We start from the raw sequence: 23426 nt of genomic DNA, 5'->3' as shown, positions 1-23426 counted from the left end.
CGCCCCCCGTCGAACGCCAATCCTCCCGTCGAACGCCAGCTTCCCCCGCAAACGCTTGCCCTCCCGTCGAACGCCAGCGCTACAGCGCAAGCACACGACCACAAGGCAGGCGAACCCCGCAGATTTGACACAATTGGGTGTGGTAACGGGCAGCGAGAAGGAGCCATCATCAACGCCACGACGAACCCCGAGAGGTCGCCGGATCCGAGGAGCCTTCTTCCCGGCCGGGGCGACGACTGGGTGATGTACCCGCTGGACGAGTTCGCCGTCGCCACCGTCGCCGAGGTCATCACCGACCTGATGGCCTCGGCGGGCATCAGCCTCGACCTGGACCCGGCCACCCTGATCGCGAACTGGGGTGCCGAATCCGACGCGGACCCGGCTGCCGCGGATGATGCGGCGGCGAAGAAGTCCTCCCTCCGCATCAAACCCGGCGTGATCTTCCGCGCACCCCGGCTGCTGTTGAAGATCCTGCGACACAACCCGAGTCGCTGGCGGTGGGAGGAGCGTTTCCTCCGGAACCGGCTCGACCGCCTCCGGCACCGCGCCGCGCAGGCCGGATCCCTGAGCGACGAGGACCTGCTGGCCCTGGTCGACGACATCACCGCCCTGTTCCAGGAATGCCTGCGCAACGGGGCGATGTACTACGGCCTCGGCCTGGCCTGGACGAACTGGAGAGCCAACCGCCTGCTCAGGAAACGACCCGACGCCGCCGACGACCTGGCAGACAACGTGCTGACCCATTACCTGCAGTTGCTGGTCGACCGCAGGAGCCGCCTGTCCTCCCTGTTCAGGCGCTACCAGGAGCTGCAGGAGGACGCCCAGCACCTCCACCTGCCGGAACGCGTGGAGGAAATCCCGGAAGCCGACATCCTGAAGACCCGGAACCCGGCGGACCTTGAGAACCTGATCCTCGAGAAACTGCGCGCCCTGCCCAGGGGCCGCAGGTTCGAATCGCGGATCGACGCCTTCCTCTCCGACCTGCCCGTCCCCCTCGACCGGCTCGACTGGCCGTTCTCCCCCCGGACGAAACTCCCGCCACGGCTGCTGGTCATCGCCCTGAGCAGCGAACCCGTCGACGGACTGGACGGCTCGCCCCGCGGAACGAATGTCGCGAAACGGGTGGCGAGGAAACTACCGCTCAGGAAACGCCCGCGCTGGCACCGGCTCGTCGCGAAAACCCAGCGGATACTCACCGGCGCGGCCGGGACGGTCTCCTGCTGCTGGAGATCGTCCCGGTCTTCCACCAGGCATTCGACGAGGTGGCGCGGCGCATGGTGGAGCATCGCCGGGTGGCCGCGCCGGAGGATCTCGTCCTCCTCACGTTCGACGAGATCTCGAAGAGCCTGCTGGGCCGGGAACCGCAGCACGAACTCGTCGCCCGACGTCGCGCGGAGCACCGCGAGAAAATGATTGAACGCCGGGCCGAGCAGGCAGAAGCCGCGGAGGTCAGGGAGGAGGACGGCAACGCGACCCCCGTCTCGCTGGCCAAGCTCTTCTCGCCGTCCGGGTAGGGCCCCGCGAACAGGGGCGTCGCGAACGAGAACCGCCTCCCCGGCAAAACCCTCCGCTGCCGCGACCCCGCCGTGATGTCAGCGCCACGGTCGCCACATGGAATCACGTCAGAACAGGGATCGTCGGTCCGGAATTTGACACAATGAAGGCGGTAACGGGCAGCGAGGAGGAGCGATCATCAACGCCACGACGAACCCCGGGGGGACACTGGACCCGAGAAGGTTCATCCCCGGCCAGGAGGACGACTGGGCCACCTACCCACTCGATGAGTTCCTCGTCACGACCATCCTCGACGTCATCACCGATCTAGTCGATTCGGCAGGCATCGGCATCACGCTGGACCCGGCCACCATCATGACCTCGTTGAACGCCAGGACCGATCCCGCAGCGGACCCGGCGGTCGTGAAGGAGGCTCCCGCGGAGAAGAAGGACGAACCGCCGCCCTTCCGTCTCAAACCCGGCGTGTTCCATCGTGCCCCCCGGGTGCTGTTCAAGGTCCTGCGACACGACCCGGCTCGCTGGCGACGGGAGGAGCGGGGCTTCCGGAACCGGCTCGACCGTCTCCGGCAGCGCGCCGCGCAGGCGGGTTCCCTGAACGACGAGGACCTGGAGCGCCTGGTCGAGGAGATCGTCGGCCTGTTCAAAACCTGCCTGCACAACGGCGCGATGTACTACGGCCTGGGCCTGGTCTGGATGTACTGGCAGGCCGGCCGCCTGCTCAAGAAGCAACCCGATGCCGACGACGAACTGGCCGAGAACATCGCGGCCTATTTCCTCCAGCTGCTGTTGATCGATAAGAGCAACCCCCTGGCTCCTCTGTTCGAGCATTTCCGGAGGATGAGCGAGGACGCCCGGGCCATGGATCTACAGCAGGTCGTGGTTTCGATTCCGGAGCCCGCCTTCGATGTGGCCGAGACCCCGAAGGACATCGAGGACGTCATCTTCGCGGTGGTTCGTTCCCTGCCGCGGGGGGCGGCGATCGAGTCGCAGGTCGACGCCCTGCTCACCGGTCTGCCCGTCGAGCTCGAGAAACTCGACTGGTCCTTCTCGCCCCGCCCGTCGATTCCGTTCCGTTTGCTGGTGGCTCTCCTCGGCAGCGAACCGATTGACGGCCTGGACGATCTGCTCACCGACGAGGACACCGCGAAACAGGTGGAGCGGAAGCTGCCCTTCAGGAAACGCGCCCGCTGGAGATGGAACGTCACGAGGACCCGCACGTTGATGACCGGGGCGGTCGGGACGATCTTCCTGCTGCTGGAGATCATCCCGGTCTTCCACCTGGCGTTCGACGAGGTCGCGCAGCGTCTGCAGGACCGGAATCAGGTGGCGGCCTCGGAGGATCTGATGTTCCTTCGCCTCGACGAGGTCCTGAGGGCGCTGGACGATCGCGAAAACCGCCGGGATCTCGTCCTGGAGAACCATCACGCGCGCATCAAGAAACTGGCCGCCCGCCGTCGCGCCCGGCAGCTCGAGGCCAAGAAGGCCGAGGCGCTCCGGGAGGGCGACGACGAAACTCCCGTCCCGCTGGACGGGTTCACCTCCGAGCCCTGAGGGGTCGCGCGGTTCCCGGGGTTGCTGCCGGGACGGGCCCCGGGCGCCGGCCGTGGAGACCCCCGCTTCTTGTATCCCCTGTGAAAGCTATTACCATCGAATTCAGGAACCGGACCCGCGCCGCCGCGGGCCGTCGGTCACCGCTGCCGGCATGAACAACCACACCGAGGAGACGTCATGAACACTCAGCAGATGGACCGGATGCGCAACGGCAAGGGATTCGTCGCCGCCCTCGACCAGTCCGGCGGCTCCACCCCACGCGCGCTGGAGGGCTACGGCATCGGGCCGGAACGCTACTCCACCGAGGCGGAGATGTTCGACCTGGTCCACGCCATGCGCACCCGGGTGATCACCAGCCCGGCCTTCGATTCCCGGCACATCCTGGCCTCGATCCTCTTCGAACGCACCATGGACTCGCAGATCGAGGGCCGCCCGAGTGCCGACTACCTGTGGGAGGTCAAGGGCATCGTCCCCTTCCTCAAGGTGGACAAGGGCCTGGCCGACGAGGAGAACGGCGTCCGCGTCATGAAACCGATGCCCGGCCTCGATGAGCTGCTCGCACGGGCCGTGAAGGCCAACATCTTCGGCACCAAGATGCGTTCGGTGATCCTCCGCGCCGATCCCGAGGGGGTGCGGGCCATCGTCGACCAGCAGTTCGAGGTCGCGGAACAGATCCTCGACGCGGGCCTGGTGCCGATCCTCGAACCCGAGGTGGACATCCACGCCCCGGACAAGGCCGAGGCCGAGCGGCTGCTCCTCGACGACCTCACCGGGCACATCGACGCCCTGCCCGAGGGCCGCGAGATCATGCTGAAGCTGACCATCCCCACCGTCGACGGCCTGTACTCCGGGCTCATCGCCCACCCGCGGGTGGTGCGGGTGGTGGCGCTGTCAGGCGGCTACAGCCGCGAGGAGGCCGACGAGCACCTGGCCCGCAACCCCGGTCTCATCGCCAGCTTCTCCCGCGCCCTGCTCGCGGGCCTGCGCGACGACCAGACCAAGGAGGAGTTCGACTCCACGCTCGCAGCCTCCATAGCGGAGATCTACGCGGCCAGCATCACCTGACGAACCCCACCCGGCGGGGCGGGGCCGGGTTGCGCGCGGTCGCGGCCGCCAGGGCCGCGACCGCAGTGAAGATCCCGGCGGCACCAACGACACCGACGCCGGAACCACCATCGGCGAGGCCACACCGCCACGCCGTCATCCGGCTCATCGCCCAACACCTCCATTGGTGCCACAGGCCCGAACCGGCCATTCCGCCGCTTGTGCTCGTTGGGGGATCAGCAGCCTCACCGCCGAGGAACCGAATCCTTTCCGCTGCACAGCGTCAGCGTCACTGCTCCTCGTGGAACTTCCTGTTCGGTTCATAGATCCATCGTCGGCACAGGACGTGGGTGAGGCCGCCGACGCACACCACCCCGACCACGTGCCAGAACAGCGGATGCCCCAGCAGGGGCACCACGATGGCCAGCCCGTTCAGGACGGAGACGGTCGCGACGAACCGGGACGAGAGGAGATCCTCGGGGCGAGCGCGTTGCTGGTGGGGTACCAGCCCGATCGCAACCAGCACCAGAGCGAGGAACACCAGAGCACCTCGCCAGAGGGGGAACCATCCCACGAGTACCGCCAAGGTCACTCCGGCCAGATACACGGCCGCTTTGTAGGCCACCATCAGCACAGGGACCGGGATGGATGATCCTTGCCGTCGATCCGTCATTCATTCATCCGTTCGAGATACTGCATGCCAAGACGCCTGCAACGAGCCCACCGACGATGCCCGCTGCACCTCCCCGGAGAGCGACCCGAGGAGCGACCCGGAGGAGCCACGAAGCGAATTTCGCATATTTTCCAGCTTTCAGCCACCCGACTGCCGTGCCATCAAGCAATTTGATGACGCCTGACCCGACTGACCATGAGAGAACACATCTGACCCACCCTTCGTCGCCAACTTTTTCAGTACTGTTCCCATCACCCGCTGGACGGTTTGACATGCCAACAGAGTTCAAATTACGCGCAGCGATTTCCAAATCCCTGCTCTCAATACCAGCTGCCGCAGCGCTCTTTGCATCGTTCACCCTCCACAGTCCGCTCTGATCCTGCGTGAGATAGACCTCGAACACCGTCCGGATTTCTTCTGTCAGCTTCTCATGCTCATGAGAAAAAGATGATGACTGAACTTCGCCATCATTCGAACCGTCATCAGCAAACGCCTGAGGAACAAATCCAAGGAAAATCGCGAGAGCAAGTGAAATGGTGATTCGTTTTATCATTGAGTAAAATCTTTCCAATTTTCGAAGACCAGTAACGAGGCTTATTCGCAGCCGCCTTCGAGTGAGGTCTGACCAGAGGCTTCACTGCTCGGAGGACAGCCTGTGAACAAACCTCCACAACCTGCACATCCTTCAACAAAGGCTCCGCACCACAGTGGCGTTCAACAGCAGGTCAAGCGAGCCTCGCGTATGCAGTATTCTTAACTTTCGCGTTAGTTTAGGCAACTCCCCCCCTAGGTCAAGCACATGCGCGAGAGAATTCGTTTTCCCTTGTCACTTCAGCGTGCCGGTGGTTCGCGAGGTCACGACACCGCCCCGGAGTGGTGCCAGATCAGGGAGTAGCGCCACAACGGGAGGTGCCGCCACACCATCCCGGGCAGGAGCTCGGCGGCCAACCGCCGGATTGTGGTGTAGTCGTGAGCCGGTGGCCACACCGTCGGGGCCGCATGCTCCCAGAAGCCGTACCGCACCGAGAACCACCAGTGCTGGAACAGACCCGGGACATGGATCAGTCGGTCCCTGAGCCTCGTCGCCCGCGCCAAACCGACGACCGCCAGGACCCCACCCGGTTGTGTCAGGCCGGGTCACGCGCGGCCGCGGCCACCAGGGCCGCGGCCGCGATGAAGATCCCGGCTGCCATCAGCATCGCGACGCGGAAACCGGACGGGGAGGCATCGGCCGCGACCACGCCGCCCAGGACGGCGACGCCGACGACGCTGCCGGTCTGCCGCGCCGCGTTCACGACCCCTCCGGCCGTTCCCGCGAGTTCGTCCGGGACGGCCGAGACCGCTGCGGCGGTCGCGGCGGGCATCGCGAAGGCCATTCCGAACCCCGCGGCGAAGGTGACGCCGGAGACGATCAGGGGCGCCGTGCCGGGGCCGATGAACGCGGTTCCGGCGAACCCCGCGGCCCCGAGGACCAGCCCCGTCAACATCGCCGGAAAAGCCCCGAACCGGGCGGCCGCCCTGCCCCCAAGCGGGGCGGCGACAACCGCGCTGCAGGCCTGTGGAGCGAGCGCGAGACCCGCGTCCCAGGCGTCGAGACCCAGGGTTCGCTGGAAGAACAGGGACAGCACGAAGAGCTGGCCGAAGAAACTCACATTCAGGCAGAACCCGACCGTCACGGCCACCGTGAAACCCCGCCCGGCGAACAGGCCGGGGGGCAGCATCGGTTCGGGAACGCGACGTTCCACGGCGACGAAACCGATCAACAGCCCAGCGGCGACGGCCGCCGCCGCGAGCTGCGGGATCCCCCAGCCGTGTTCGCCTGCCGAGATCACCGCCCAGGTTCCCGCGGCTAGCCCGAGCGCTGAGAGCCCCGGGCCGAACAGGTCCAGGCCCCGGGGCGCGGCCCCGCGCGTCCCGTCGACCGCCCCGACGGTGAGCAGAACGGCCACGGCAATCACCGGAAGGTTGATCCAGAACACCGACCGCCACCCGACCGCGGTCACCAGCATCCCGCCGAGGATCGGCCCGACGGCGGCGGCCACTCCCCCGGCTCCGCCCCACAGGCCGATCGCCCGTGCCCGCGCGGCGGGGTCGGGGTGGATGGCACCCAGTAGCGTCAGCGACCCGGGCACGACGGCCGCCGCTCCCACTCCCTGCACGGCCCGGGCCGCCACCAGCGTCCCGCCGGTCGGCGCCATCGCGCAGGCGAAGGACAGGACCCCGAACCCCAGCAGGCCGATCAGGTAGACCCTCCGGGCGCCGATGCGGTCGCAGGCGGCCCCGGCGGCAAGCAGCAGGGCCGCGAGCACGAGCGTGTAGGCGTCGACGACCCATTGCAGCGTCCCGATCCCGATCCGCAGGTCGGCCCCGATGCCACCGAGGGCCACGTTTACGACGGTGACGTCGAGCATGACGACGAAGAAACCGAGCAGCACCGCGGCCGTCGCCGCCCGCCTGTTGCCGCGCACCATCCAAGCCTCCTCGTTCAGTCCCGGTCATCAGAGTTCGGCAACCATGGTCACGCCCGGATGATTCGGCGCGCACCGAACCCGGGGCGGCGAGAATGGAGAGGTGCCCGATCGTTCGTTTCCCGAGAGAATGCCGGAGATCTCCTTGGTCGCCGCCGCGTTGGGAGATCCGTCGCGCGCCGCGATGTGCACCGCGCTGATGACGGACCGGGCCTGGACCGTCGGCGAACTCGCCCGGTACACGGGCCTGGCCCGCTCCACCACCAGCGAACACGTCGACGTTCTTGTCGCCCGGGGCATCGCCACCGAGAAACGCCAGGGCCGTCACCGCTACGTCACCCTCGCCGGCGAACACGTGGCGCGGGTCATCGAGGGCCTCGGGGCCGTGTCCGACACCCTCCTGCCCACGCCGCGGAGCCTGCGGGCGTCCTCCGACGAGGCCCGGTTCCGGGAGGGCCGCACCTGCTACCGGCACCTCGCGGGACGACTCGGGGTCGGGCTCGCCGACCAGCTGCGCGGACAGGACCTGATCGACGCCACCTGGCGGCCCACGGAGGCCGGCCGTGATCTCCTCGACTCGTGGGAAACCGGGCTGGGTTCCCTGGCGGCGAGTTCCTGCATGGATGCGACCGAACGCCGCCTCCACCTGGCCGGGCCTCTCGGGACGCGGCTGTGCGGGCTGTTCCTGGAGCGCGGCTGGATCACCCGGGTCGGATCCACCCGGGCGATCCGTCTGACGGAACGGGGAGAGGCAGAGTTCACCGGTTGCGGCATTGATTTCACGTCGTGACGGGGCGGTGCCAGATCAGGGAGTAGCGCCACAACGGGAGGCGCCGCCACACCATCCCGGGCAGGAACTCGGCGGCCAACCGCCGGATTGTGGTGTAGTCGTGGGGCGGTGGCCACACCGTCGGGGCCGCGTGCTCCCAGAAGCCGTACCGCACCGAGAACCACCAGTGCTGGAACAGACCCGGGACGTGGATCAGCCGGTCCCTGAGCCTCGTCGCCCGCGCCAAACCGACGACCGCCAGGACCCCACCCGGGGCGGTCAGCGCGGCCAACCGCCTCAGGCCCGCCCGGAGGTCGGGGACGTGGTGCAGCACGGCCACCGAAGCCACCACGTCGAAACGACGGCCGAAATCATGGGTCAGGAAATCTCCGAGCACCCAATCGACGTCTCCGCAGTCCCGACGCGCCTGGTTCAGAACCCGCTCATCGGCATCGATGCCCACAACCTCGGGTACGACCCGTTGCAGCTCCCGGGTCAGCAGCCCATTGCCGCAGCCGACATCGAGGGCGGTCCGGGCCCCTTTGGATATCTCCCTGAGGATCACGCCGTGGTAGTGGATGTTGTGGTTCCAGCGGCGTGAGGTGGTCGGCATCACCCAAAACTACGTCACCCGCCCGGCAAGGCCCAGCCTCGCGTTGAGGGCCGAGTCGATGGACCGCTCCTCCGCGTGAACTCCTGGCTCTCATACTATGTCCGCTAGGAGGCCACACATGAACGATCACCCTTCAGCGAACAATATGAATCAGCCCGGCGGGCAGTCGCCCTGGGAGGCCAAGCCGAACCAGGGACCACAGCCCCAGCAGGGATATCCACAGCAGCCGTCCCAGCCGTACCCCCAACAACCTCAAGGACCCGGGCAACCACCACAGCCATCCCCCCAGCAACCCCAGGGACCCGGGTAACCACCACAGCCATCCCCCCAACAACCCCAGGGATATGGACAACCGGGCCATCAGCAGCCCTACACCCAACCCGGCTACCAACAGCCCTACGCCCCCGGCTACGGACAGCCACCACAACCACCCGGCGGAGGCCGCGGAGGAACAAACCGCATCCTGCTCATCACGATCATCGGCATCCTGGTGATCGCCCTGGGTCTCGGGGCCTGGTGGGTCATCGCCAACAACACCAAACCAGCCGACCCCAGCACACCCACACCAACCACCACCTCCCCCAGCCCAACAGCCACACAGCCCAGCAAGACGACCACCTCCCCCAGCCCTACGCCCAGAAGATCCAGCTCGACACCAACCCCGTCGCCCACCACTGCACCGGAGTTGCCCAAACAGTTCGGCGACTATAATTTCGTTAAAAACATTGACCGAAGCAACGTTTATGAAAATTCTTCGGGCGACCGGATTGTGGCTCAATTCTTGGCGCTCGAAATCCTTTTCGACGTGGAACGCAAAAAAATGGAAGACCTGACCGAGGTCGGGCAGCTCACCTGTGGCCGGAGCTTCTACGAGGACAAGGAAACGAAAAAGAAGAAGTACTTCATGATGTGCATAACCAAAAAGTACGGTGGAGTTCTTGAGCTCGGTTCCAACGAGAGCGCCTCTGCCCAAGAATTGGGGGCAGAAGGACAGAAATTCCTCGAGGCCTGGAAGTAGGAGACTGCGTCAACAAAAACCCGAGGGTTGGGCGCCAGTCAGGAAGACGGGGCGTCAGATCGCCAGATCCGGCGCGCCGAGGCTGGACGTGGTCTCCATGACCCACACGGGGAGGCCGGGGATGCTGCGTGCGGTTGCAGCGGCGTAGGACCGGCATTTATCGAGCCCACCCGCCCATCTGACCCGCCCGTTCTCCTACCATGGTTCGCGAGGAGCTGTACATGACCAACTATCCCTACCCCAACATGAACCAGCCCGGCGCGCAGCCGCCCTGGGGAGGCCAACCCCAACAGAACTACCCCCAGCAGGGTTACCCCCAACAAGGTCAGCCCCAGCAGGGTTACCCCCAACAAGGTCAGCCCCAGCAGGGTTACTCCCAACAGCCGCAGGGTTATCTACCCCCCCAGCAGCAGGGTTACTCCCAACAGCCGCAGGGTTACTCCCAACAGCCGCAGGGTTATCTACCCCCTCAGCAGCAGGGCTACTCCCAGCCCTACGGGACGCCCGGGTACACGCAGCCCCCGCAGCCACCCGGCGGAGGGGAGGGCCGGATGGTGCTGGTGGCGCTCATCTGTGTTCTCGTGGTCGCCCTGGGCCTGGGCGCCTGGTGGTTGATCACCAAAAATTCCAATTCCACCGCGTCCCCCACATCACCCTCCACGACCACGAGTTCAACCCCCGCGGCCACGAGTTCCGCCCCTAAGACAACGGGGCCCGCCACCGCCCCGGAATTTCCCAAGAAGTTCGGCGACTTCAATTACAGCAAGACCAGCCAGGAAGTCAGTTTCTACGACTCCCCGGACAGCACCCAGATCATGGTCTTCACGGACTCCCCCAACAAGTTCGAGAGCGTGCGCGGCAAACTGAAGGATCCGACCGAAGTCGGCGATTTCACCTGCGGCCCCCAGGAGCTCTCCCTCAAGAACAACAAGAAGACGACGGTGATGACGTGCATCACCGACAAGAAGTATGACCGCCTTCTGGTAATGGGCACGACCAAGGCGCTCTCGCCCCAGCAGCTGGGGGACAACGGCATGAAATTCCTGGAGGCGTGGAAATGATGAGCAGGAGGCTCCGCGGGCCTGCTCAGCCGACTGCGCTACCGCCAGAACTCCCAAGAGGAGCCCATCCCCGTCGCTAGAGTCCGTTCTTGACCGCTACCTCTTTCGTCTCCGTCAGAGGATCTCGTTCCTCCACGGCCTCCGGGACCGGCGCGCCGGTGAGTTCCTCCACGGCCTGCCGGGCCCTTTCACGCCAGGTGTGGGCGTCGCGCTGGGCCAAGACCCGAGCACGAACCTGCTGAATCTCCTGCGGATCGTTGGCCAGCCTCTCGAGAAGTTCGACCACAGCATCGGGCGAGTTGTCCACCGTCCAGCCTAGTTCCATCCTCTCGACCATGTCGCCGACCAACGACCCCTTCGTCACCATCACGGGTTTGCCGGCCCCGATGTAGTCGTACAGTTTCACGGGAACCCCGAGTTTCCAGTATTCGTCCAGATCGACGACGATGGCGGCGATATTGGACCGCTCGAAATACTCTCTCAGGCCGTTCCCGTGACCATGAACCACCTCGATGGCGGGGCATGCCCATTGCGCGTACTCGTGCTCGACCGCGTCCCACTCCTCGGGACGCAGACACACGATCAGGTGCACGTCCAGGTTCTTTTCCTCCCATGCCCTTTTGACCCCCGCGAACAATTCGTGAAGCTTGTAGCCGGGGCCGATCCCGCCGACGTAGAACAGCGACGCCCCTTTCTCCGGGCCGGGCAACGGTTCGGCGTGCCCGTGCCCCGGTTCGAGGGCCGGGACCGGGACGTTTCCCAGATTGATGTATTCGCCCACCTTCAGGCTCGGGAGGAATACCCTGTCCGTGTGACGGCGAAGCGTTCGCATGTCCCATTCGTAAGCCGCCAGGGCGGCCTGGAGTTTGGGGAATGACAACGATTCCCTGTAGGCGGGGAAAACCCAGTAGATGTCTCGCAGGAACTGCCCGACGGGAACCCCATTCCCGCGCAACATCCGAAAGAACCTGAGATCCAGGAAGGGGCGCACCGGAAGGTGGGTGGGATTGGTCATCGTCATGGGCATCGTCGAGGACTCGGAGTAGCAGAAATCGAATCGCACCCCGCACCGCACGGCGTATCGCACGTCGGCGGCAAGCCTGGCCCGTTCCGGCGTGTACCCGGTGACCTCCCACACCTCGTAGCCGAGTTCCTCGAAGGCACGTTTCATCTGGACCGGCCTGATCCCGGACGCCGACGCGGCATCCGCGATCAGGGGCAGCGGGTGATGAAATATCATGCGTCTGGTCACGTAGTTCTCCGGGTGGAAATCGCCGCCGCGGCAGCGGCGGAGAAAAGGAATATCAGGTAGTAGCGGAAGGTCGATGAGGGGACGATTCCGAGGATAGGCATCAGCGCGACCACGGCGACGCTCGCCAAGGGCTGCCAGTCAAAGCTCTCCAGTTCGAGTCTCCAGGCACCACGCCAGACGATCTGGGCCCAGAACGCCACGAACAGCAGCGCCACCGGCAACCCGAACCAGATCAGGGCTTCCAACAGCACATTGTGGGGATCCATCAGCTCGCCCGGATAGTTCTGGCGGGCCGCAAGCTGATAGTTGGGCTGCGTGCCCCAGCCGAACCAGAACTGCAGGTGGGATTCGGGGGTGATGGAGAGGATTCTGTTGATGACTCCCCCGCGTTCCCTGGTCGAGTTGTCCTGGACCCACGGAGAGTTCCAGATGAGCATTCCGCCCGCGATCGCAGCCATCAACGCGACCAACGTCAGCAGCGACATGATCCGCGACGAGACCCGCATTCGCAGGTTGATCCAGACCGCGGCCGCGATGCCGACCAGCAGCGCCAGCAGGGCGCCGCGAGACCCCTGGATGAACACCAGGCCTGTGGTCAGAACCACCAGGAAACCCCGCAAAATGGTCCTGAAACGCGATGTGTGGTCGAACAGGATGCGCACCGCGAGCAGGGTGACGAACATCGCCAGCACCACGGAGAAATCGTTGTAGTTCGGGTAGAAGGCCGACACCTCGAATCGGCTGTTGGCCGTCTGGGTGGTCGGGGCGGAGTAGAAAATGTTGCTCACCCGGAAGCCGGTGACGATCTCACCGAGACCGATGAAAAGGGTGATCCCGAAGCACCAGTAGCAGGTGGTGATCACGACCCGCGCCAGACGCTGTCCGAGAACGGTTCCGATCAACGTCCAGGAGACGAGGAGGAACGTCGCGGTGATGACCGGGAAACCGACCAGCTCAGGTTCCTTCACCACCGTCACGAGAGCGACGGAGCTGGTCACCGTGCCGAGCACCAACGTCCACAGCCACAGCCGCGCCCGCTTGTGGGGAATGTGCAGCGGAACCACGAGCAGCTGCAGCACGGCTATCGCCACGGTGGCGAACAGGCTGCCCGGGATCCGGAGGACCAGCGACGTCACCATGACGGCCGTCATCCATTCGACGGTTCGATCAACCGAGGCGAAACGCTCTGTCAGGCGGGTTCTCTCGGTGGCGGGAGCGTCTGTCAAAACCGGTTCCTGACGTCAGGAGCGGCGAGGTAGGAGGGCCGCGGTTCCCACCCCGACGATCACGCTCACCAGGACAACGGCGGCCAGCTGCACGCCGCGTCCTGAACGCGCCGGGCCCACCGTCACCTGGGGCAGGGGATCGAGTCCGATGCGCAGGTATTCCGGCGACTGGGCGAATGCCTTGGGAGCGTTCTCGGCGAGACTGGCGGAGATGTCGCGCAGCAGGGCCTCGGCCTTGACCGGGTCCGGGTCCGTGACGGACAGGGAAACGCTGATGATGCTCGGGGTGTCGAAGGTCACGCGGTCGGCGAGCGCGTCCAGGTTCTGGATCTCGGGGTGCTTCTCCAGGATCGGACCGCCGACCGACGGGTGTTTCAGCAGGGTCGTGTAGGTGGTCACCAGAGCGGGCAGTATCGCGGCCTGCTGGGTGGCCTGGGATTCAGCGGTCGTCTCGGGGAACTTGAACACCAGGAGCTGTTTGGCGGTTTGTCCTTCGGGTTTCATGAGCACCCAGCCGCATCCGACGGCGAGGACGATGAGGAAGGACAGCAGGAGAGCTACTTTTCTCTTCCAGATGCGTCCCAGCAATTCGGGAATGTTCAGGATCCTGCTCTGCGCTTCGTTTTCCATGGTTCGATTCACTCTCCGTCGCCGATTCGGAAGAACGCGGTACCGGGGAAGTTCTGGCGTTTCAGCACGCCGCGTCCGTCGATGATCACGGTGGCGCCGGGTAGGTCGGTCGGGGTGAGGTCGAGGTACTCGGGATGATCGGCCTGGAGGATCACGGCATCAACCGGCTCACCCCGATGATAGGGGACGAACCTCCACCACGGCCTGCTGCACATCAACACCAACAACCTCATGACCCATGCCAGCGAACTGGACTGCCAACGGCAACCCGATCTTCCCGAGCGCAACAACGGCGATCCTCACGAACACTTCCTTCCCAAGCACGTCACAAGGCTCACTGCCTCACTGCCGCGGATGATTCTACCCATCGTGTTTCAAGAACCACAGATGGATCGGGAAGCCCGCCGGTTCTCGGCGTCGGTGCCGGGTCAGCGTTCGAGGTAGCCGCGCAGTGCCGTCGCCGAGGCCTTGCCGCTGTGCCAGACGCGAGTGAAGCTGATTCCCTCGCGCCCCACCTTGCGGTAGTGGTCGCGATTCTCGAGGATTGCGACGATGGTGTCCTCGAGTTCGTCGGGGGTGGTCTGCACGATGGGCGGCGCCTCGGGCATCAGGTCCAGCACCGGGCGTGCGAGGCGTCCGACGGTGACCCGTCCTGCGCTCATGGCCTCGATGGCCGCCACCCCGTAGGAGCCGGCCAGCAGCTGATCCACCACGATGTCGACGCCGTGGACGAGGAACCGCATCTCGGAGTGGGGTACCGAGGAGGGGCAGACGTACTCGATCTTTCCGGCGTCGTCGAGTTTCCGCAGCACCGGGTCCACGAACTGGGTGCCCTTGATCGGAGGGGTTCGCTTGCTCGGGATGTGCAGCACCCGGGGTTTCGCGCGTTCCAGGAGAGGGGAGTCTGTTTGCCAGTCCATGAGGTCCAGGCAGACCGGCAGCCAATCGCCCTCCGGCAGATCGATTCCCAGATCGGGAGTGGAGTAGAACACCGGCCTTCCGGAGTTCTCGGCGATGGCGCGGTGCAGCCGGGCGGCGCGGGCCAGGTCGTCGCGCCATTCCGCGTCCCCCGCGAGATACATGGACCATTTCCCGTTGATCTCGATGTGTCGCTGGGGGTCCCGGACGTCGCTTCCGTGCGCGATCAGGGCGGTTTCGTATCCCGCGGAGTTCAACCAGGCGAGATCGCCGGCGAATTTGCGTCTGCGTTTCAGGTGGAAGTAGGGCTCGAAGCCATCGAGAGCGACGTGGGTGACGTCACCGAACAGTTTCCTGCTTCGCATTCCCCGGGCCACCGGGTTCCGGAACAGGGCGCGGTGAATGGGTTTGTCGATCTTGAACCGGAACCCATCCGGGCCGGCCGGGGCCTCGGCGAACGACCACGCCTTCACCTCGAGATGTTTCCTGACGGCCGCCGCCCAGGCCGTCGCCTGTCCGGCATAGTTCGCCGGACCGATGGCCAGACTCGGCGGCTTCATGTTGTTCGAGTTGTGGTCCGACACGACGTCAGGCTATCGCAGCGCCACGCGATCGAAGGAGTCGCGTCCGCGGGGACCTCTTATACTTGCCGCGTGCCGAGCCAAGCCAGGACATGGGTCAGGCCGCTCGCTTTGGCGGCGGCCTTTCTGCTCCCGATCCTCGCGGCCGTGGCCCTGTACCTGCCCAGTGGTCTGTTGATGCCGGCCCGATTGGTGGTGCTTCTGCTGGCTGGGATCGCGGTGGCGCAGTTCCTTGACAGTCGCGAACCGCTCCCCCGGAACGTCGGCATCGCGGTGGGGGCGGTGTGTGTCGCGTTCGTGGTCTGCGGAGCCGTGGGGGCCCTCCGGTTCCCGGGGGCCTCGTCGATCGAGGTGGCGACGGTGTTCTTCCTGCTGCTCGGGTTGGCCGCGTCCCTGGTTCTGTCGGATTCCCTCCGGTTCGTCGGGGCGTTGATCGCGGGATGGGAGGTCTCGGCCGCGCTGGCGGCCGTGGTCGCGATCTGGGAGATCGTGACCGCCAGGCATCTGCCGCTCAGCGTCGGCGCTCGTTCCTTCGATGGCGTCGAGGGCTGGAACGAGATCACGTCCTTCTTCGACAACCCGAACCTCTACGCCTACCACTGTGTCGTCGCGCTTCTGCTGCTGCCGATCGCGTGGGGTTTGCTGGGACGTTCCCGGTGGCGATGGGGACTGCCGGTCCTGGGTTTGCTGCTGGTCGGGTTGTTGGTGCGTTCCCACGGTCAGATGGCGTTCATGGCCTTCGTTCTGGGTGCGGTCTGGTGGTGTCTGGGGTCGCGGCGGGGGCGGGTCGCGTTGCTGGGCGGGTTCGTCATCGTGGCAGGCACCATGGCCCTGCGGCTGCCTCCCGGGTGGAACCTGTACCGCTTCGCGGAGGTGGCTCTCGACGGCCTCCGGTGGGAGGACAAGTCAACCTACATTCGTGCGCACCTGGTGCAGACCGGATGGTGGATCTCGGAACGCACCGGTTTCCTCGGTGCCGGGCCCGGGGGTTTCGAACGGATGGCCCTCGACGAGGCGAATCCCCACCGGTCCACGGGTTTCTCGAACGCCCACTGGGGGATGATCGAGGTACTCGTCAACTACGGGGCCCCGACCCTGGTGGTGTTGTTGGCCGCTTTGGCGGCCGGGGTTGTGTGGGCGGTCCGCTCCGCGCGGAGGCTCCGGATCGGTGGCGATTCCGCCGGGGCCGCGGTGATGTTCGGGGCGGGGGCCCTGGCGCTGACCCTGCCGGTGGTGTCCATGTCGCACTCGACGTGGTTGGTGCAGCCGCTGACCTCTGCGCATCTGATGATCATGGTGGCCGCCTTCGCCGTCGGCGGGCGGCGCCTCGGGAAGCTGGAAGAATCTGGGCGTGATGATTGAGAAGCTCCGCGACAAGTTGTCGAAGCACGAGTTCCTGAAACACGTGCTGGTGCTCATGAGCGGCACCACCATCGCGCAGGCCATTCCGATCGCGGCCTCCCCCATCATCTCGCGTCTCTATTCGCCCCACGAGGTGGGGGTTTTCACGATTTTCATGTCCTTCGTGACGGCTCTGGTGACGGTGTGCACGGGGCGTTACGAACTGGCCGTCGTGCTGCCGCCGGAGGAACCCGAGGCGCGGGCGCTGGTGAAGCTGTCGCAGCGGGTCAGCACCTGGTTCTGCGCCATCGCCGGCGCCGTTCTGTTGTTGTTCTCGAGCCCCATCAGCGAGGCGGTCAACGCCCCCGATGTGAGGTTCTGGTTGCCCTTCGCGGGTTTGGTGGCCTGGGCCTACGCCCAAGTTTCGATCTTCAACTACTGGTGCAATCGGCGCAAGAAGTACCGCTTGATGGGCACCAACCGGATCAACCAGCAGGCCACCACCGTCAGCACCCAGCTCGGCATGGGTTTCCTCCACTTCGGGACCACGGGACTGATCGTCTCCACGCTGCTGGGACAGCTGACGGCCAGCTTCACCATGTGGTTCAGGAACCGCTCCGAGGTGAAGGAGCAGCCGATCGCCTCGCTGAGGGCCGCCGCCTCCGACCACAAGAAGATGCCGCTGGCCAACGCCCCGGTTGCGGCCCTCGACGCGGTTCGCACGGAGGGCACCCCGCTGATGATGGCCGCGATGTTCTCGACGGCCGCGACGGGCCAGTTCGGGCAGGCCTGGAAGCTGCTGCAAACCCCCGCCAGTCTCATCAACACGAGTCTTTCGCAGGTGTTCTTCCGATCCCTGGCGACGACCCCGCGCGGTCACATGTCGGCGCTGGTGCGCAAGAGCATTCTGCGGTCCGCCCTCATCGGCGCGGTCCCGTTCCTGATCATTTTCTTCGCATCCCCGCCACTGTTTCCCTTCGTCTTCGGGGATCGCTGGGCCGAGGCCGGTTTGATCGGTTCCGCCCTGGTTCCGTGGCTGTACGTGAACTTCATCACCTCGCCGATCTCCATGCTGTTCGTGGTGGCCCGCAGGCAGGGAATCCAGCTCTGGTTCGCGATCCCGTTCACCGCCACCCCGTTCGTGTCGATGTTCCTGTTCCACGACACCATCCTCCAGGGCATCTGGGCGCTGTCCCTGGCCATGGCGACGATGCTGCTGGTGTTCCTGGGGTTGGCGTTGTGGGTCGCGCGGTCCTACGACCGGGAGGCCGAGCCCGGAACCGACGAGTCACCCGATTCCGCAACGGGATCCGAGGAGCCCACGGAGGCCGAGGACAAGACCGCCGACTGACCGGCAGGTCTTCTCCTCGAAACTCCTTCTATCACCCCGGTTGGAGCGCTCCTCATACCCCGGTCCATTCCTTTTCGGAGAGCTTTTTCTGCACGATCCGAGGGGCTAGGATTCCGGCGTGCCCCGGTTCGGGGGCCCCTGATCGGGTGCTCTCGAAATCCGGGAAAGCACATCAGGTATTGAGCGAGGTTTTCCCGCCATACGGCAGATCCGCAACATCGCGGCGTCGCCTTTCGGGAAATCCTCGAAACGAAAACGTTCGGGTTTTCCCGGCGACAATTCGGGCCTGGTCCCGGGAGCATCCCGGACCGGCAGAAAGGCAATCACCTTGAACCGCCCAAGACGCATCCTCGTCCTCGCCCCGCACACGGATGACGCCGAGCTCGGGGCGGGCGCCTCCATTGCGAAATGGATCGAGGAGGGCAGTGACGTCCACGTCTGCGTCTTCTCGACGGCGGAGGATTCCCTCCCGAAGGGGTCACGGCCGACCCGCCTCGCAGAGGAGTGCCACGCTTCCCTGGATGTGCTCGGCATCCGTGACGACAGGCGCACGGTTTTCCGCTACCCGGTGCGCAAACTCAGCTATCACCGGCAGGACGTGCTGGAGAACATGGTGCAGCTCGAGCACGAGATCGCCCCTGAATGGGTGGTCATTCCCTCTGGTTCCGACCTCCACCAGGACCATGCCACCATCCACGACGAGGCCCTGCGCGCCTTCAAACACCGGACCGTGCTGGGCTACGAACTTCCCTGGAACCACATCACCTTCTGCGCCTCGGCCTTCGTGACCCTGGAACGCCGGAACCTCGACAGGAAGTGGGAGGCCCTGACCCGGTACACCTCCCAGCTCGAACTGGGCAGGCCGTACTTCACCAAGGAGTTCCACGAGTCCCTGGCCGGGGTGCGGGGCCTCCAGGTCAAGAGCGACTGGGCCGAGGCCTTCGAACTGATCCGTGTGGTGTTCTGACCCGTGAAGGAGCCGATCAGCTCTCGGGGCGTTCCAGTTCGATGCCGTCGAGCCCCTCGCTGGCCTCCTGCTGCGACTTCTCCCGGGCGGCCTCCGCGTTGCGCTGGTGGGTGAGTTTCGCCAGCGACTCCGGGTCCGAGCCGTCGACGGTGTCCAGCAGCGCCGGGTCGAGCGGCGGGACGCTGACCCGGTTGATCAGCTCGTGGTTGGTGGCGGTGCGTTCCTCGTCACCGCTGAACAGCACCTCGTGCATCTTCTCGTTGGGACGCAGGCCCGTGAAGATGATCTTGATGTTCTTCCCGGAGCGGCGGATGAGACCCTTGGCGACGTCGAGGATGCGGACGGGCTCGCCCATGTCGAGCACCAGCACGTCGGCGGGCCGCCCGATGGCGCCGGCCTGGATGGTCAGCTCACAGGCCTCCGGGATGGTCATGAAGTAGCGGGTGATGTCGGGGTGGGTGACGGTCAAGGGGCCGCCCGCCTCGATCTGGGCGGTGAAGGTGTGCAGCATCGAGCCGCGCGAACCCAGCACGTTGCCGAACCGCACCGAGAGCCAGGTGCGACCCGTCCTGTGGGCGTAGAACGCGGTCAATTCCTCGGCCAGGCGTTTGGTCTTGCCCAGCACGCTGGTGGCGTCGGCGGCCTTGTCCGTGGAGACGTTCACGAGCCGCTGCACCCCGTACTTCTCGGCGGCGCGCAGCACGTTGAGGGTACCGAGGGTGTTGGTCTTCCAACCCTCGAGGGGGTACTGCTCCAGCATCGGAAGATGCTTCAGCGCCGCGGCGTGGAAGAGCACGTCGGGGCGGTGGTCGGCGAACACCTTGTCGAGGGCGTCGTAGTCGCGGATGTCGCAGAGCACCATGTTGGGGGTGTCCAGGAGACCCTGGTTGAAGATCGACAGCTGCGTGCCGTGCAGACCGGACTCGTCGCGGTCCAGCATCACGAGTTCCTTGGGGCCGAAGCGGTAGACCTGTCGCGCGATCTCGGAGCCGATCGACCCGCCCGCACCGGTGATGAGCACGACCTTCCCGGACAGGTAGTCGGCGATCTCACCCAGGTTGGTCTGGATCTGGGCGCGGCCCAGCAGGTCGGTGACGTCGAGGGCGTGGAGGTTGGACAGCTGCACCTGTCCGCTGACGATCTCGCGAGTGGGCGGCATGACGAGGACGTTCAGGTCGGCCTCGTCGGCGATCGCCGAGATCTCGCGCATGAAGTTCCGGTCCGCCGTCGGGATGGCGACGATCACGGTGCGGGCCCCGTTCCGGGAGGCGGCGTCCACGAGGTTCTCGCGCGTGCCGAGCACCTTCGCGCCGGAGATGTGGAGGTTCTTGCGGCTCGGGTCGTCGTCGATGAAACCGACGATGCGGTAGGGGGCGTCGGGGTCGTACTCGAGGAGCCGGCCGAGCTGCTGGCCCGCATTGCCCGCGCCGTAGACGATCACCGGCTCCGCGGACGGGTCGTGCCGCGACGGCCGCATCACGGAACGGGCCATGAACCGGCCGGCGGCCATGAGGATCACTGCGACGAAGGGCACGGTGAAGGTCACGACCCTGGGATAGGTGGAGGGTGCGTAGAGGGCGAACAGCACCGCGAGCCCGGCGCCGATGCCCAGCGCCACGACCGCGAGGAGGGCGGTCTCCTCGAACGATGCGATGCCGTGCCTGCCCCGGTAGAGCTTGGTGGCGAACCCGATCGCGATCTGCAGCACCATCGCGGAGGCCGCGTAGATGAAGACGATCTGGGTCTGTTCACCGGTGAGGACGAAGTTGTAGCGGGTCAGCACGAGACCCAGGGCGGCAACCGCCCAGGTCAGGGCGTCCCAGACCGCCAGCCCGGTCCGCACCAGACCGACGCGATTACTCTTGCTCAACGCTTCACTCCTCACAGCCGGAACCTCAAGCGTGATCCTATCGTGGCCGACGGGACGAACCGCCCGGCCGGGCCGCGCGACCCAACCGGGCAGTCGTGCCGCGTGGTAGCGTTGCGGCATTGTCCCGACCCGGTTTCAAGAGGTGATGGTGCCCGAGCGCGAAGCCCCGGCCAGCCGATGGCGCATGCTCGGGTCGGCCGTCTCCTTCGGTGTCGCCCCTCTGCTCCTTCTCCTCGGAATGGTCGACTCGAGGCGGATGCCGAACGGTCATTTCGGACCGTGGACGCTTTTCCTGATCGTCGGTGGCGTCGCGGTCGCCGTTGGCGTGCCGCTGGCGTTGAAGGCGGGGGCCCTGGCCCGCACCTCCCGCGCCGGGCGCTGGCTGGTCGCGGCCTTCACGTTGCTGATCGCCTGGGGGGTCGTCTCGGGACTCACCCATGTCCAGGTCGCCTACGAACGCCTCGGGTCGCGGGGATCGGTCGTCGTCGACCACGCCTACGTCGTGGTGCCGATGCTGAGCGCGCTGATCGCCTGTCTCCTGGGTTGGGTCGTCGCCCACGCCGTCGAGCGACGGCTCCTGCCCGCGCTGCTGGCCTGCGTCGGTTGGGCAGTCCTGGCGGTGGTGGTCGTGGCGCTGCTCCGGATGGTGGCGAGCGGCTCCTGGGGTCAGCGTCTCAACACCCCCTTGGCGGGGGCGGCGAGCGTTCATGTCGCGTTGCTGCTGGGTGCGGCGGGTTTCCTGGGGTTGGCGGCCTCGGGCCGGGCACGCGCGGTGAACGCGACCGCCGCGTGCGCCACCCTGCTGGGTTTGTTCCTGACGGCCTCCCGCGCGGGGGTGGCCTCGGCCGGGGTGCTGCTCCTGGTGCTCCTGCTCAGGTGGCGTCCGCGACGCCACGCCGTCGCCTTCCGGCTGGCCCTGGGCGGGGTCGCGGCGGCGGCGGTCGTGGGTGTGGCGGTGTTGCACCCCGAGTTCTCACGGCTGCTGAGCCTCACCGACGAGTACCGCGCGAGGAACACCGCGACGGGCCTGGCGGCCGTTTCCCGGGACCTGGCGACACTGCTGTTCGGAACGGGTGAGGGCACCGTGTGGCCGTGGATGGCCTACGAGTCCGCCCTGGTGCGTCTCGAACCCGACTGGGACCTGTGGACCCCGTTCGGCCCGGTGCTGCCGAACCCGCACTCCACCTACCTGTGGGCACTCGTGGAGTTGGGGATCGTGGGTCTGGCACTGCTGCTGGCTGCTCTGTGGCCGGTGCTGCGGGGTGGACTGCGCCGGGGGCTGCCGCCGCTGGTGGCCCCGATGGCGATGGCGCTGCTGCTGTCGTTGGTCTCGTTCGCCACCGACACCCATCTGGTCAAGAACTTCCCCGTCGCCCTGGTGTGGTGGTTCGGGGCCTTCGTGATGCTGCGCATCATCGCCGAGGACGACGGAACCGGGGCCGAGACCCCCGTCGAGGAAAGGAAGAGGTCGTGAAGATCCTGCTGCTGGGCAATGCCGCGTCGATACACACCGTGAAGTGGATCAACGGGTTGGCCTCCCGTGGCCACGAGGTCCACCTGGCCACCCAGGACGCCGCCGCCGAGCACCGGATCTCGGACGATGTGACGGTCCACCGGATGCGTCACGGCGGCGGGCTCGGGTACTTCCGAAACTCCGGAGAGCTGCGTCGGCTCGTCTCCGCGATCGAACCGGACGTGGTCAACGCCCACTACGCCAGCGGCTACGGCACCACCCTCAACCTCGCCCGTCTGAAGGTACCCACCGTGATGAACGTGTGGGGTTCGGACGTCTACGATTTCCCCCACACCTCGTGGCTGCACCGGGCGTTGATCCGTTCGAACCTGCACCGCCCCACCCGGATCGCGTCGACGAGCCGCTGCATGGCCGCGGAGATCGTTCCCCTGATCGAGAACCGTGACGTCGCGATCACGCCCTTCGGTGTGGACGTGGCGGTCTTCTCCCCGCCGGAACCCGACGAGCGGCCGACGGGACTGATCGGAACCATCAAGAAACTCGACTCCAAGTACGGCATCGACACCCTCATCGAGGCGTTCGCGAAACTGGAGTCGCCGGTGCGGCTCGTGATCGCAGGCAGCGGCCCCGACCGGGAGGCCCTGGAGGCCCTGGCGCTCCGGCTCGGGGTTCGGGACCGCGTCGACTTCCTGGGTGCGATCCCGAACTCGGAGGTCCCCGCCCTGCTGCGCCGGTTGGACGTCTACGTCGCCCTGAGCCGCCTGGACTCGGAGAGTTTCGGGGTGGCGATCGTGGAGGCCGCGGCCTGTTCCTGCCCGACGCTCGTCTCCGACGCCGCCGGGCCCGCCGAGGTGGTCGAGAACGGGGCGACGGGGATCATCGTCGCCCGCGACGACGCGGACGCGGCCGCCGCGGCCCTGACCCGGCTGCTGCAGGACCCGGGGCTGGCGCGAGGAATGGGTGAGGCCGGCAGGCGCCACGTGGTCGCCAACTACTCGTGGGACCACTGCCTGGACGTGATGGAGGACGTCTACGAGACCGCCATCGCCGACCACCGGGCCGGTAGGCGGCGCTGAGAGGCGCGACGGGGTAGCATCGTCGGCC

The 23426-nt window shown here is 66.2% G+C and carries 22 protein-coding genes and 1 pseudogene; 11 read left to right on the top strand and 12 right to left on the bottom strand.

What is annotated here, in order from left to right; translation table 11 throughout:
• Positions 1 to 243: 243 nt before the first annotated feature.
• The 3 genes from E0E39_RS00385 to E0E39_RS00375 all read left to right on the top strand — a co-directional run bounded on the left by E0E39_RS00385 (position 244) and on the right by E0E39_RS00375 (position 4131).
• Entirely contained in the window at positions 244 to 1413 is a 1170-nt protein-coding gene (locus E0E39_RS00385) for a GIY-YIG nuclease family protein (protein WP_245988148.1), read from the top strand.
• A 456-nt stretch (positions 1414 to 1869) separates the two neighbouring features.
• Entirely contained in the window at positions 1870 to 3066 is a 1197-nt protein-coding gene (locus E0E39_RS00380) for a hypothetical protein (protein ID WP_245988147.1), read from the top strand.
• A gap of 177 nt (positions 3067 to 3243) precedes the next feature.
• The gene (locus E0E39_RS00375; RefSeq protein WP_130872977.1) at positions 3244 to 4131 is read left to right on the top strand and encodes a fructose bisphosphate aldolase; all 888 of its coding nucleotides are present in this window, start codon (positions 3244 to 3246) and stop codon (positions 4129 to 4131) included.
• On the opposite strand, the gene E0E39_RS15610 is transcribed toward E0E39_RS00375, so the two are convergent.
• From E0E39_RS15610 to E0E39_RS00355, 4 genes are all read right to left on the bottom strand, one after another.
• A complete protein-coding gene (locus E0E39_RS15610; protein ID WP_165444573.1) occupies positions 4124 to 4279 on the bottom strand; it encodes a hypothetical protein in 156 nt (51 codons plus the stop codon). The genes E0E39_RS00375 and E0E39_RS15610 overlap by 8 nt on opposite strands.
• A gap of 120 nt (positions 4280 to 4399) precedes the next feature.
• Entirely contained in the window at positions 4400 to 4783 is a 384-nt protein-coding gene (locus E0E39_RS00370) for a hypothetical protein (protein WP_130872976.1), read from the bottom strand.
• Positions 4784 to 4787: 4 nt separating this feature from the next.
• Positions 4788 to 5336: a hypothetical protein gene (locus E0E39_RS00365; RefSeq protein WP_130872975.1), complete on the bottom strand. Its 549-nt coding sequence runs from the start codon at positions 5334 to 5336 to the stop codon at positions 4788 to 4790.
• A 574-nt stretch (positions 5337 to 5910) separates the two neighbouring features.
• Entirely contained in the window at positions 5911 to 7254 is a 1344-nt protein-coding gene (locus E0E39_RS00355; RefSeq protein WP_207302366.1) for an MFS transporter, read from the bottom strand.
• 100 nt (positions 7255 to 7354) lie between these two features.
• Between E0E39_RS00355 and E0E39_RS00350 the strand changes: the two genes are divergently transcribed.
• On the top strand, positions 7355 to 8041 hold the full coding sequence (locus E0E39_RS00350) for an ArsR/SmtB family transcription factor (protein ID WP_130872974.1): 687 nt from the start codon (positions 7355 to 7357) through the stop codon (positions 8039 to 8041).
• On the opposite strand, the gene E0E39_RS00345 is transcribed toward E0E39_RS00350, so the two are convergent.
• Positions 8031 to 8633: a class I SAM-dependent methyltransferase gene (locus E0E39_RS00345; RefSeq protein ID WP_130872973.1), complete on the bottom strand. Its 603-nt coding sequence runs from the start codon at positions 8631 to 8633 to the stop codon at positions 8031 to 8033. The two genes, E0E39_RS00350 and E0E39_RS00345, sit on opposite strands and share 11 nt — an antisense overlap.
• Positions 8634 to 9123: 490 nt before the next feature.
• Here E0E39_RS00345 and E0E39_RS15605 point away from each other — a divergent pair, with 490 nt between their 5' ends.
• Together E0E39_RS15605 and E0E39_RS15940 are read left to right on the top strand one after the other, a co-directional pair.
• The gene (locus E0E39_RS15605) at positions 9124 to 9651 is read left to right on the top strand and encodes a hypothetical protein (RefSeq protein WP_165444572.1); all 528 of its coding nucleotides are present in this window, start codon (positions 9124 to 9126) and stop codon (positions 9649 to 9651) included.
• A gap of 221 nt (positions 9652 to 9872) precedes the next feature.
• Complete coding sequence (locus E0E39_RS15940) at positions 9873 to 10712, top strand: hypothetical protein (protein WP_207302365.1); 840 nt, start codon at positions 9873 to 9875, stop codon at positions 10710 to 10712.
• Positions 10713 to 10788: 76 nt separating this feature from the next.
• Here E0E39_RS15940 and E0E39_RS00330 read toward each other — a convergent pair whose 3' ends face one another.
• The 6 genes and pseudogenes from E0E39_RS00330 to E0E39_RS00305 form a co-directional block, all read right to left on the bottom strand.
• Positions 10789 to 11964, bottom strand: coding sequence for a glycosyltransferase family protein (locus E0E39_RS00330; RefSeq protein ID WP_130872972.1), 1176 nt, complete (start codon positions 11962 to 11964; stop codon positions 10789 to 10791).
• Positions 11961 to 13190, bottom strand: coding sequence for an O-antigen ligase family protein (locus tag E0E39_RS00325; protein ID WP_165444571.1), 1230 nt, complete (start codon positions 13188 to 13190; stop codon positions 11961 to 11963). The genes E0E39_RS00330 and E0E39_RS00325 overlap by 4 nt, the downstream gene beginning before the upstream one ends.
• A 15-nt stretch (positions 13191 to 13205) precedes the next feature.
• Complete coding sequence (locus tag E0E39_RS00320) at positions 13206 to 13820, bottom strand: YveK family protein (RefSeq protein ID WP_130872970.1); 615 nt, start codon at positions 13818 to 13820, stop codon at positions 13206 to 13208.
• An 8-nt stretch (positions 13821 to 13828) separates the two neighbouring features.
• Positions 13829 to 14053, bottom strand: a complete 225-nt coding sequence (locus E0E39_RS00315; RefSeq protein WP_207302569.1) for a Rossmann-fold NAD(P)-binding domain-containing protein — start codon at positions 14051 to 14053, stop codon at positions 13829 to 13831.
• Positions 14013 to 14123: pseudogene (locus E0E39_RS00310) on the bottom strand (hypothetical protein); the annotation flags it as partial. The gene E0E39_RS00315 and the pseudogene E0E39_RS00310, both read right to left, overlap by 41 nt.
• A gap of 125 nt (positions 14124 to 14248) precedes the next feature.
• Complete coding sequence (locus E0E39_RS00305; RefSeq protein WP_165444570.1) at positions 14249 to 15322, bottom strand: glycosyltransferase; 1074 nt, start codon at positions 15320 to 15322, stop codon at positions 14249 to 14251.
• Positions 15323 to 15391: 69 nt separating this feature from the next.
• Here E0E39_RS00305 and E0E39_RS00300 point away from each other — a divergent pair, with 69 nt between their 5' ends.
• The 3 genes from E0E39_RS00300 to E0E39_RS00290 all read left to right on the top strand — a co-directional run bounded on the left by E0E39_RS00300 (position 15392) and on the right by E0E39_RS00290 (position 18978).
• Entirely contained in the window at positions 15392 to 16681 is a 1290-nt protein-coding gene (locus E0E39_RS00300; RefSeq protein ID WP_165444569.1) for an O-antigen ligase family protein, read from the top strand.
• Positions 16674 to 18011: a lipopolysaccharide biosynthesis protein gene (locus E0E39_RS00295; RefSeq protein ID WP_245988387.1), complete on the top strand. Its 1338-nt coding sequence runs from the start codon at positions 16674 to 16676 to the stop codon at positions 18009 to 18011. Before E0E39_RS00300 ends, E0E39_RS00295 begins: the two co-directional genes overlap by 8 nt.
• A gap of 328 nt (positions 18012 to 18339) precedes the next feature.
• Positions 18340 to 18978, top strand: coding sequence for a PIG-L deacetylase family protein (locus E0E39_RS00290; RefSeq protein ID WP_165444568.1), 639 nt, complete (start codon positions 18340 to 18342; stop codon positions 18976 to 18978).
• A gap of 16 nt (positions 18979 to 18994) precedes the next feature.
• On the opposite strand, the gene E0E39_RS00285 is transcribed toward E0E39_RS00290, so the two are convergent.
• Positions 18995 to 20848, bottom strand: coding sequence for a nucleoside-diphosphate sugar epimerase/dehydratase (locus tag E0E39_RS00285; RefSeq protein ID WP_245988145.1), 1854 nt, complete (start codon positions 20846 to 20848; stop codon positions 18995 to 18997).
• A gap of 148 nt (positions 20849 to 20996) precedes the next feature.
• On the opposite strand from E0E39_RS00285, the gene E0E39_RS00280 reads away from it, so the two are divergent.
• Together E0E39_RS00280 and E0E39_RS00275 are read left to right on the top strand one after the other, a co-directional pair.
• Entirely contained in the window at positions 20997 to 22322 is a 1326-nt protein-coding gene (locus E0E39_RS00280) for an O-antigen ligase family protein (RefSeq protein WP_165444567.1), read from the top strand.
• Entirely contained in the window at positions 22319 to 23398 is a 1080-nt protein-coding gene (locus tag E0E39_RS00275) for a glycosyltransferase (RefSeq protein ID WP_165444566.1), read from the top strand. Before E0E39_RS00280 ends, E0E39_RS00275 begins: the two co-directional genes overlap by 4 nt.
• Positions 23399 to 23426 lie beyond the last annotated feature (28 nt).

Source organism: [Pseudopropionibacterium] massiliense (genome assembly GCF_900607225.1).
GTDB classification, from domain to species: domain Bacteria; phylum Actinomycetota; class Actinomycetes; order Propionibacteriales; family Propionibacteriaceae; genus Arachnia; species Arachnia massiliensis.
Note: the sequence above shows the minus strand (reverse complement) of the source record. Positions and strands in the feature narration are given on the sequence as shown.

Bases quoted from the DNA above. Each gene is read 5' to 3' on its own strand.
- E0E39_RS15610 (WP_165444573.1), bottom strand. From the start codon at position 4,279: ATGAGCCGGATGACGGCGTGGCGGTGTGGCCTCGCCGATGGTGGTTCC.
- E0E39_RS00365 (WP_130872975.1), bottom strand. From the start codon at position 5,336: ATGATAAAACGAATCACCATTTCACTTGCTCTCGCGATTTTCCTTGGA.
- E0E39_RS15940 (WP_207302365.1), top strand. From the start codon at position 9,873: ATGACCAACTATCCCTACCCCAACATGAACCAGCCCGGCGCGCAGCCG.
- E0E39_RS00320 (WP_130872970.1), bottom strand. From the start codon at position 13,820: ATGGAAAACGAAGCGCAGAGCAGGATCCTGAACATTCCCGAATTGCTG.
- E0E39_RS00355 (WP_207302366.1), bottom strand. From the start codon at position 7,254: ATGGTGCGCGGCAACAGGCGGGCGGCGACGGCCGCGGTGCTGCTCGGT.
- E0E39_RS00385 (WP_245988148.1), top strand. From the start codon at position 244: ATGTACCCGCTGGACGAGTTCGCCGTCGCCACCGTCGCCGAGGTCATC.
- E0E39_RS00315 (WP_207302569.1), bottom strand. From the start codon at position 14,053: ATGAGGTTGTTGGTGTTGATGTGCAGCAGGCCGTGGTGGAGGTTCGTC.
- E0E39_RS00295 (WP_245988387.1), top strand. From the start codon at position 16,674: ATGATTGAGAAGCTCCGCGACAAGTTGTCGAAGCACGAGTTCCTGAAA.
- E0E39_RS00345 (WP_130872973.1), bottom strand. From the start codon at position 8,633: ATGCCGACCACCTCACGCCGCTGGAACCACAACATCCACTACCACGGC.
- E0E39_RS00375 (WP_130872977.1), top strand. From the start codon at position 3,244: ATGAACACTCAGCAGATGGACCGGATGCGCAACGGCAAGGGATTCGTC.
- E0E39_RS00370 (WP_130872976.1), bottom strand. From the start codon at position 4,783: ATGACGGATCGACGGCAAGGATCATCCATCCCGGTCCCTGTGCTGATG.
- E0E39_RS00380 (WP_245988147.1), top strand. From the start codon at position 1,870: ATGACCTCGTTGAACGCCAGGACCGATCCCGCAGCGGACCCGGCGGTC.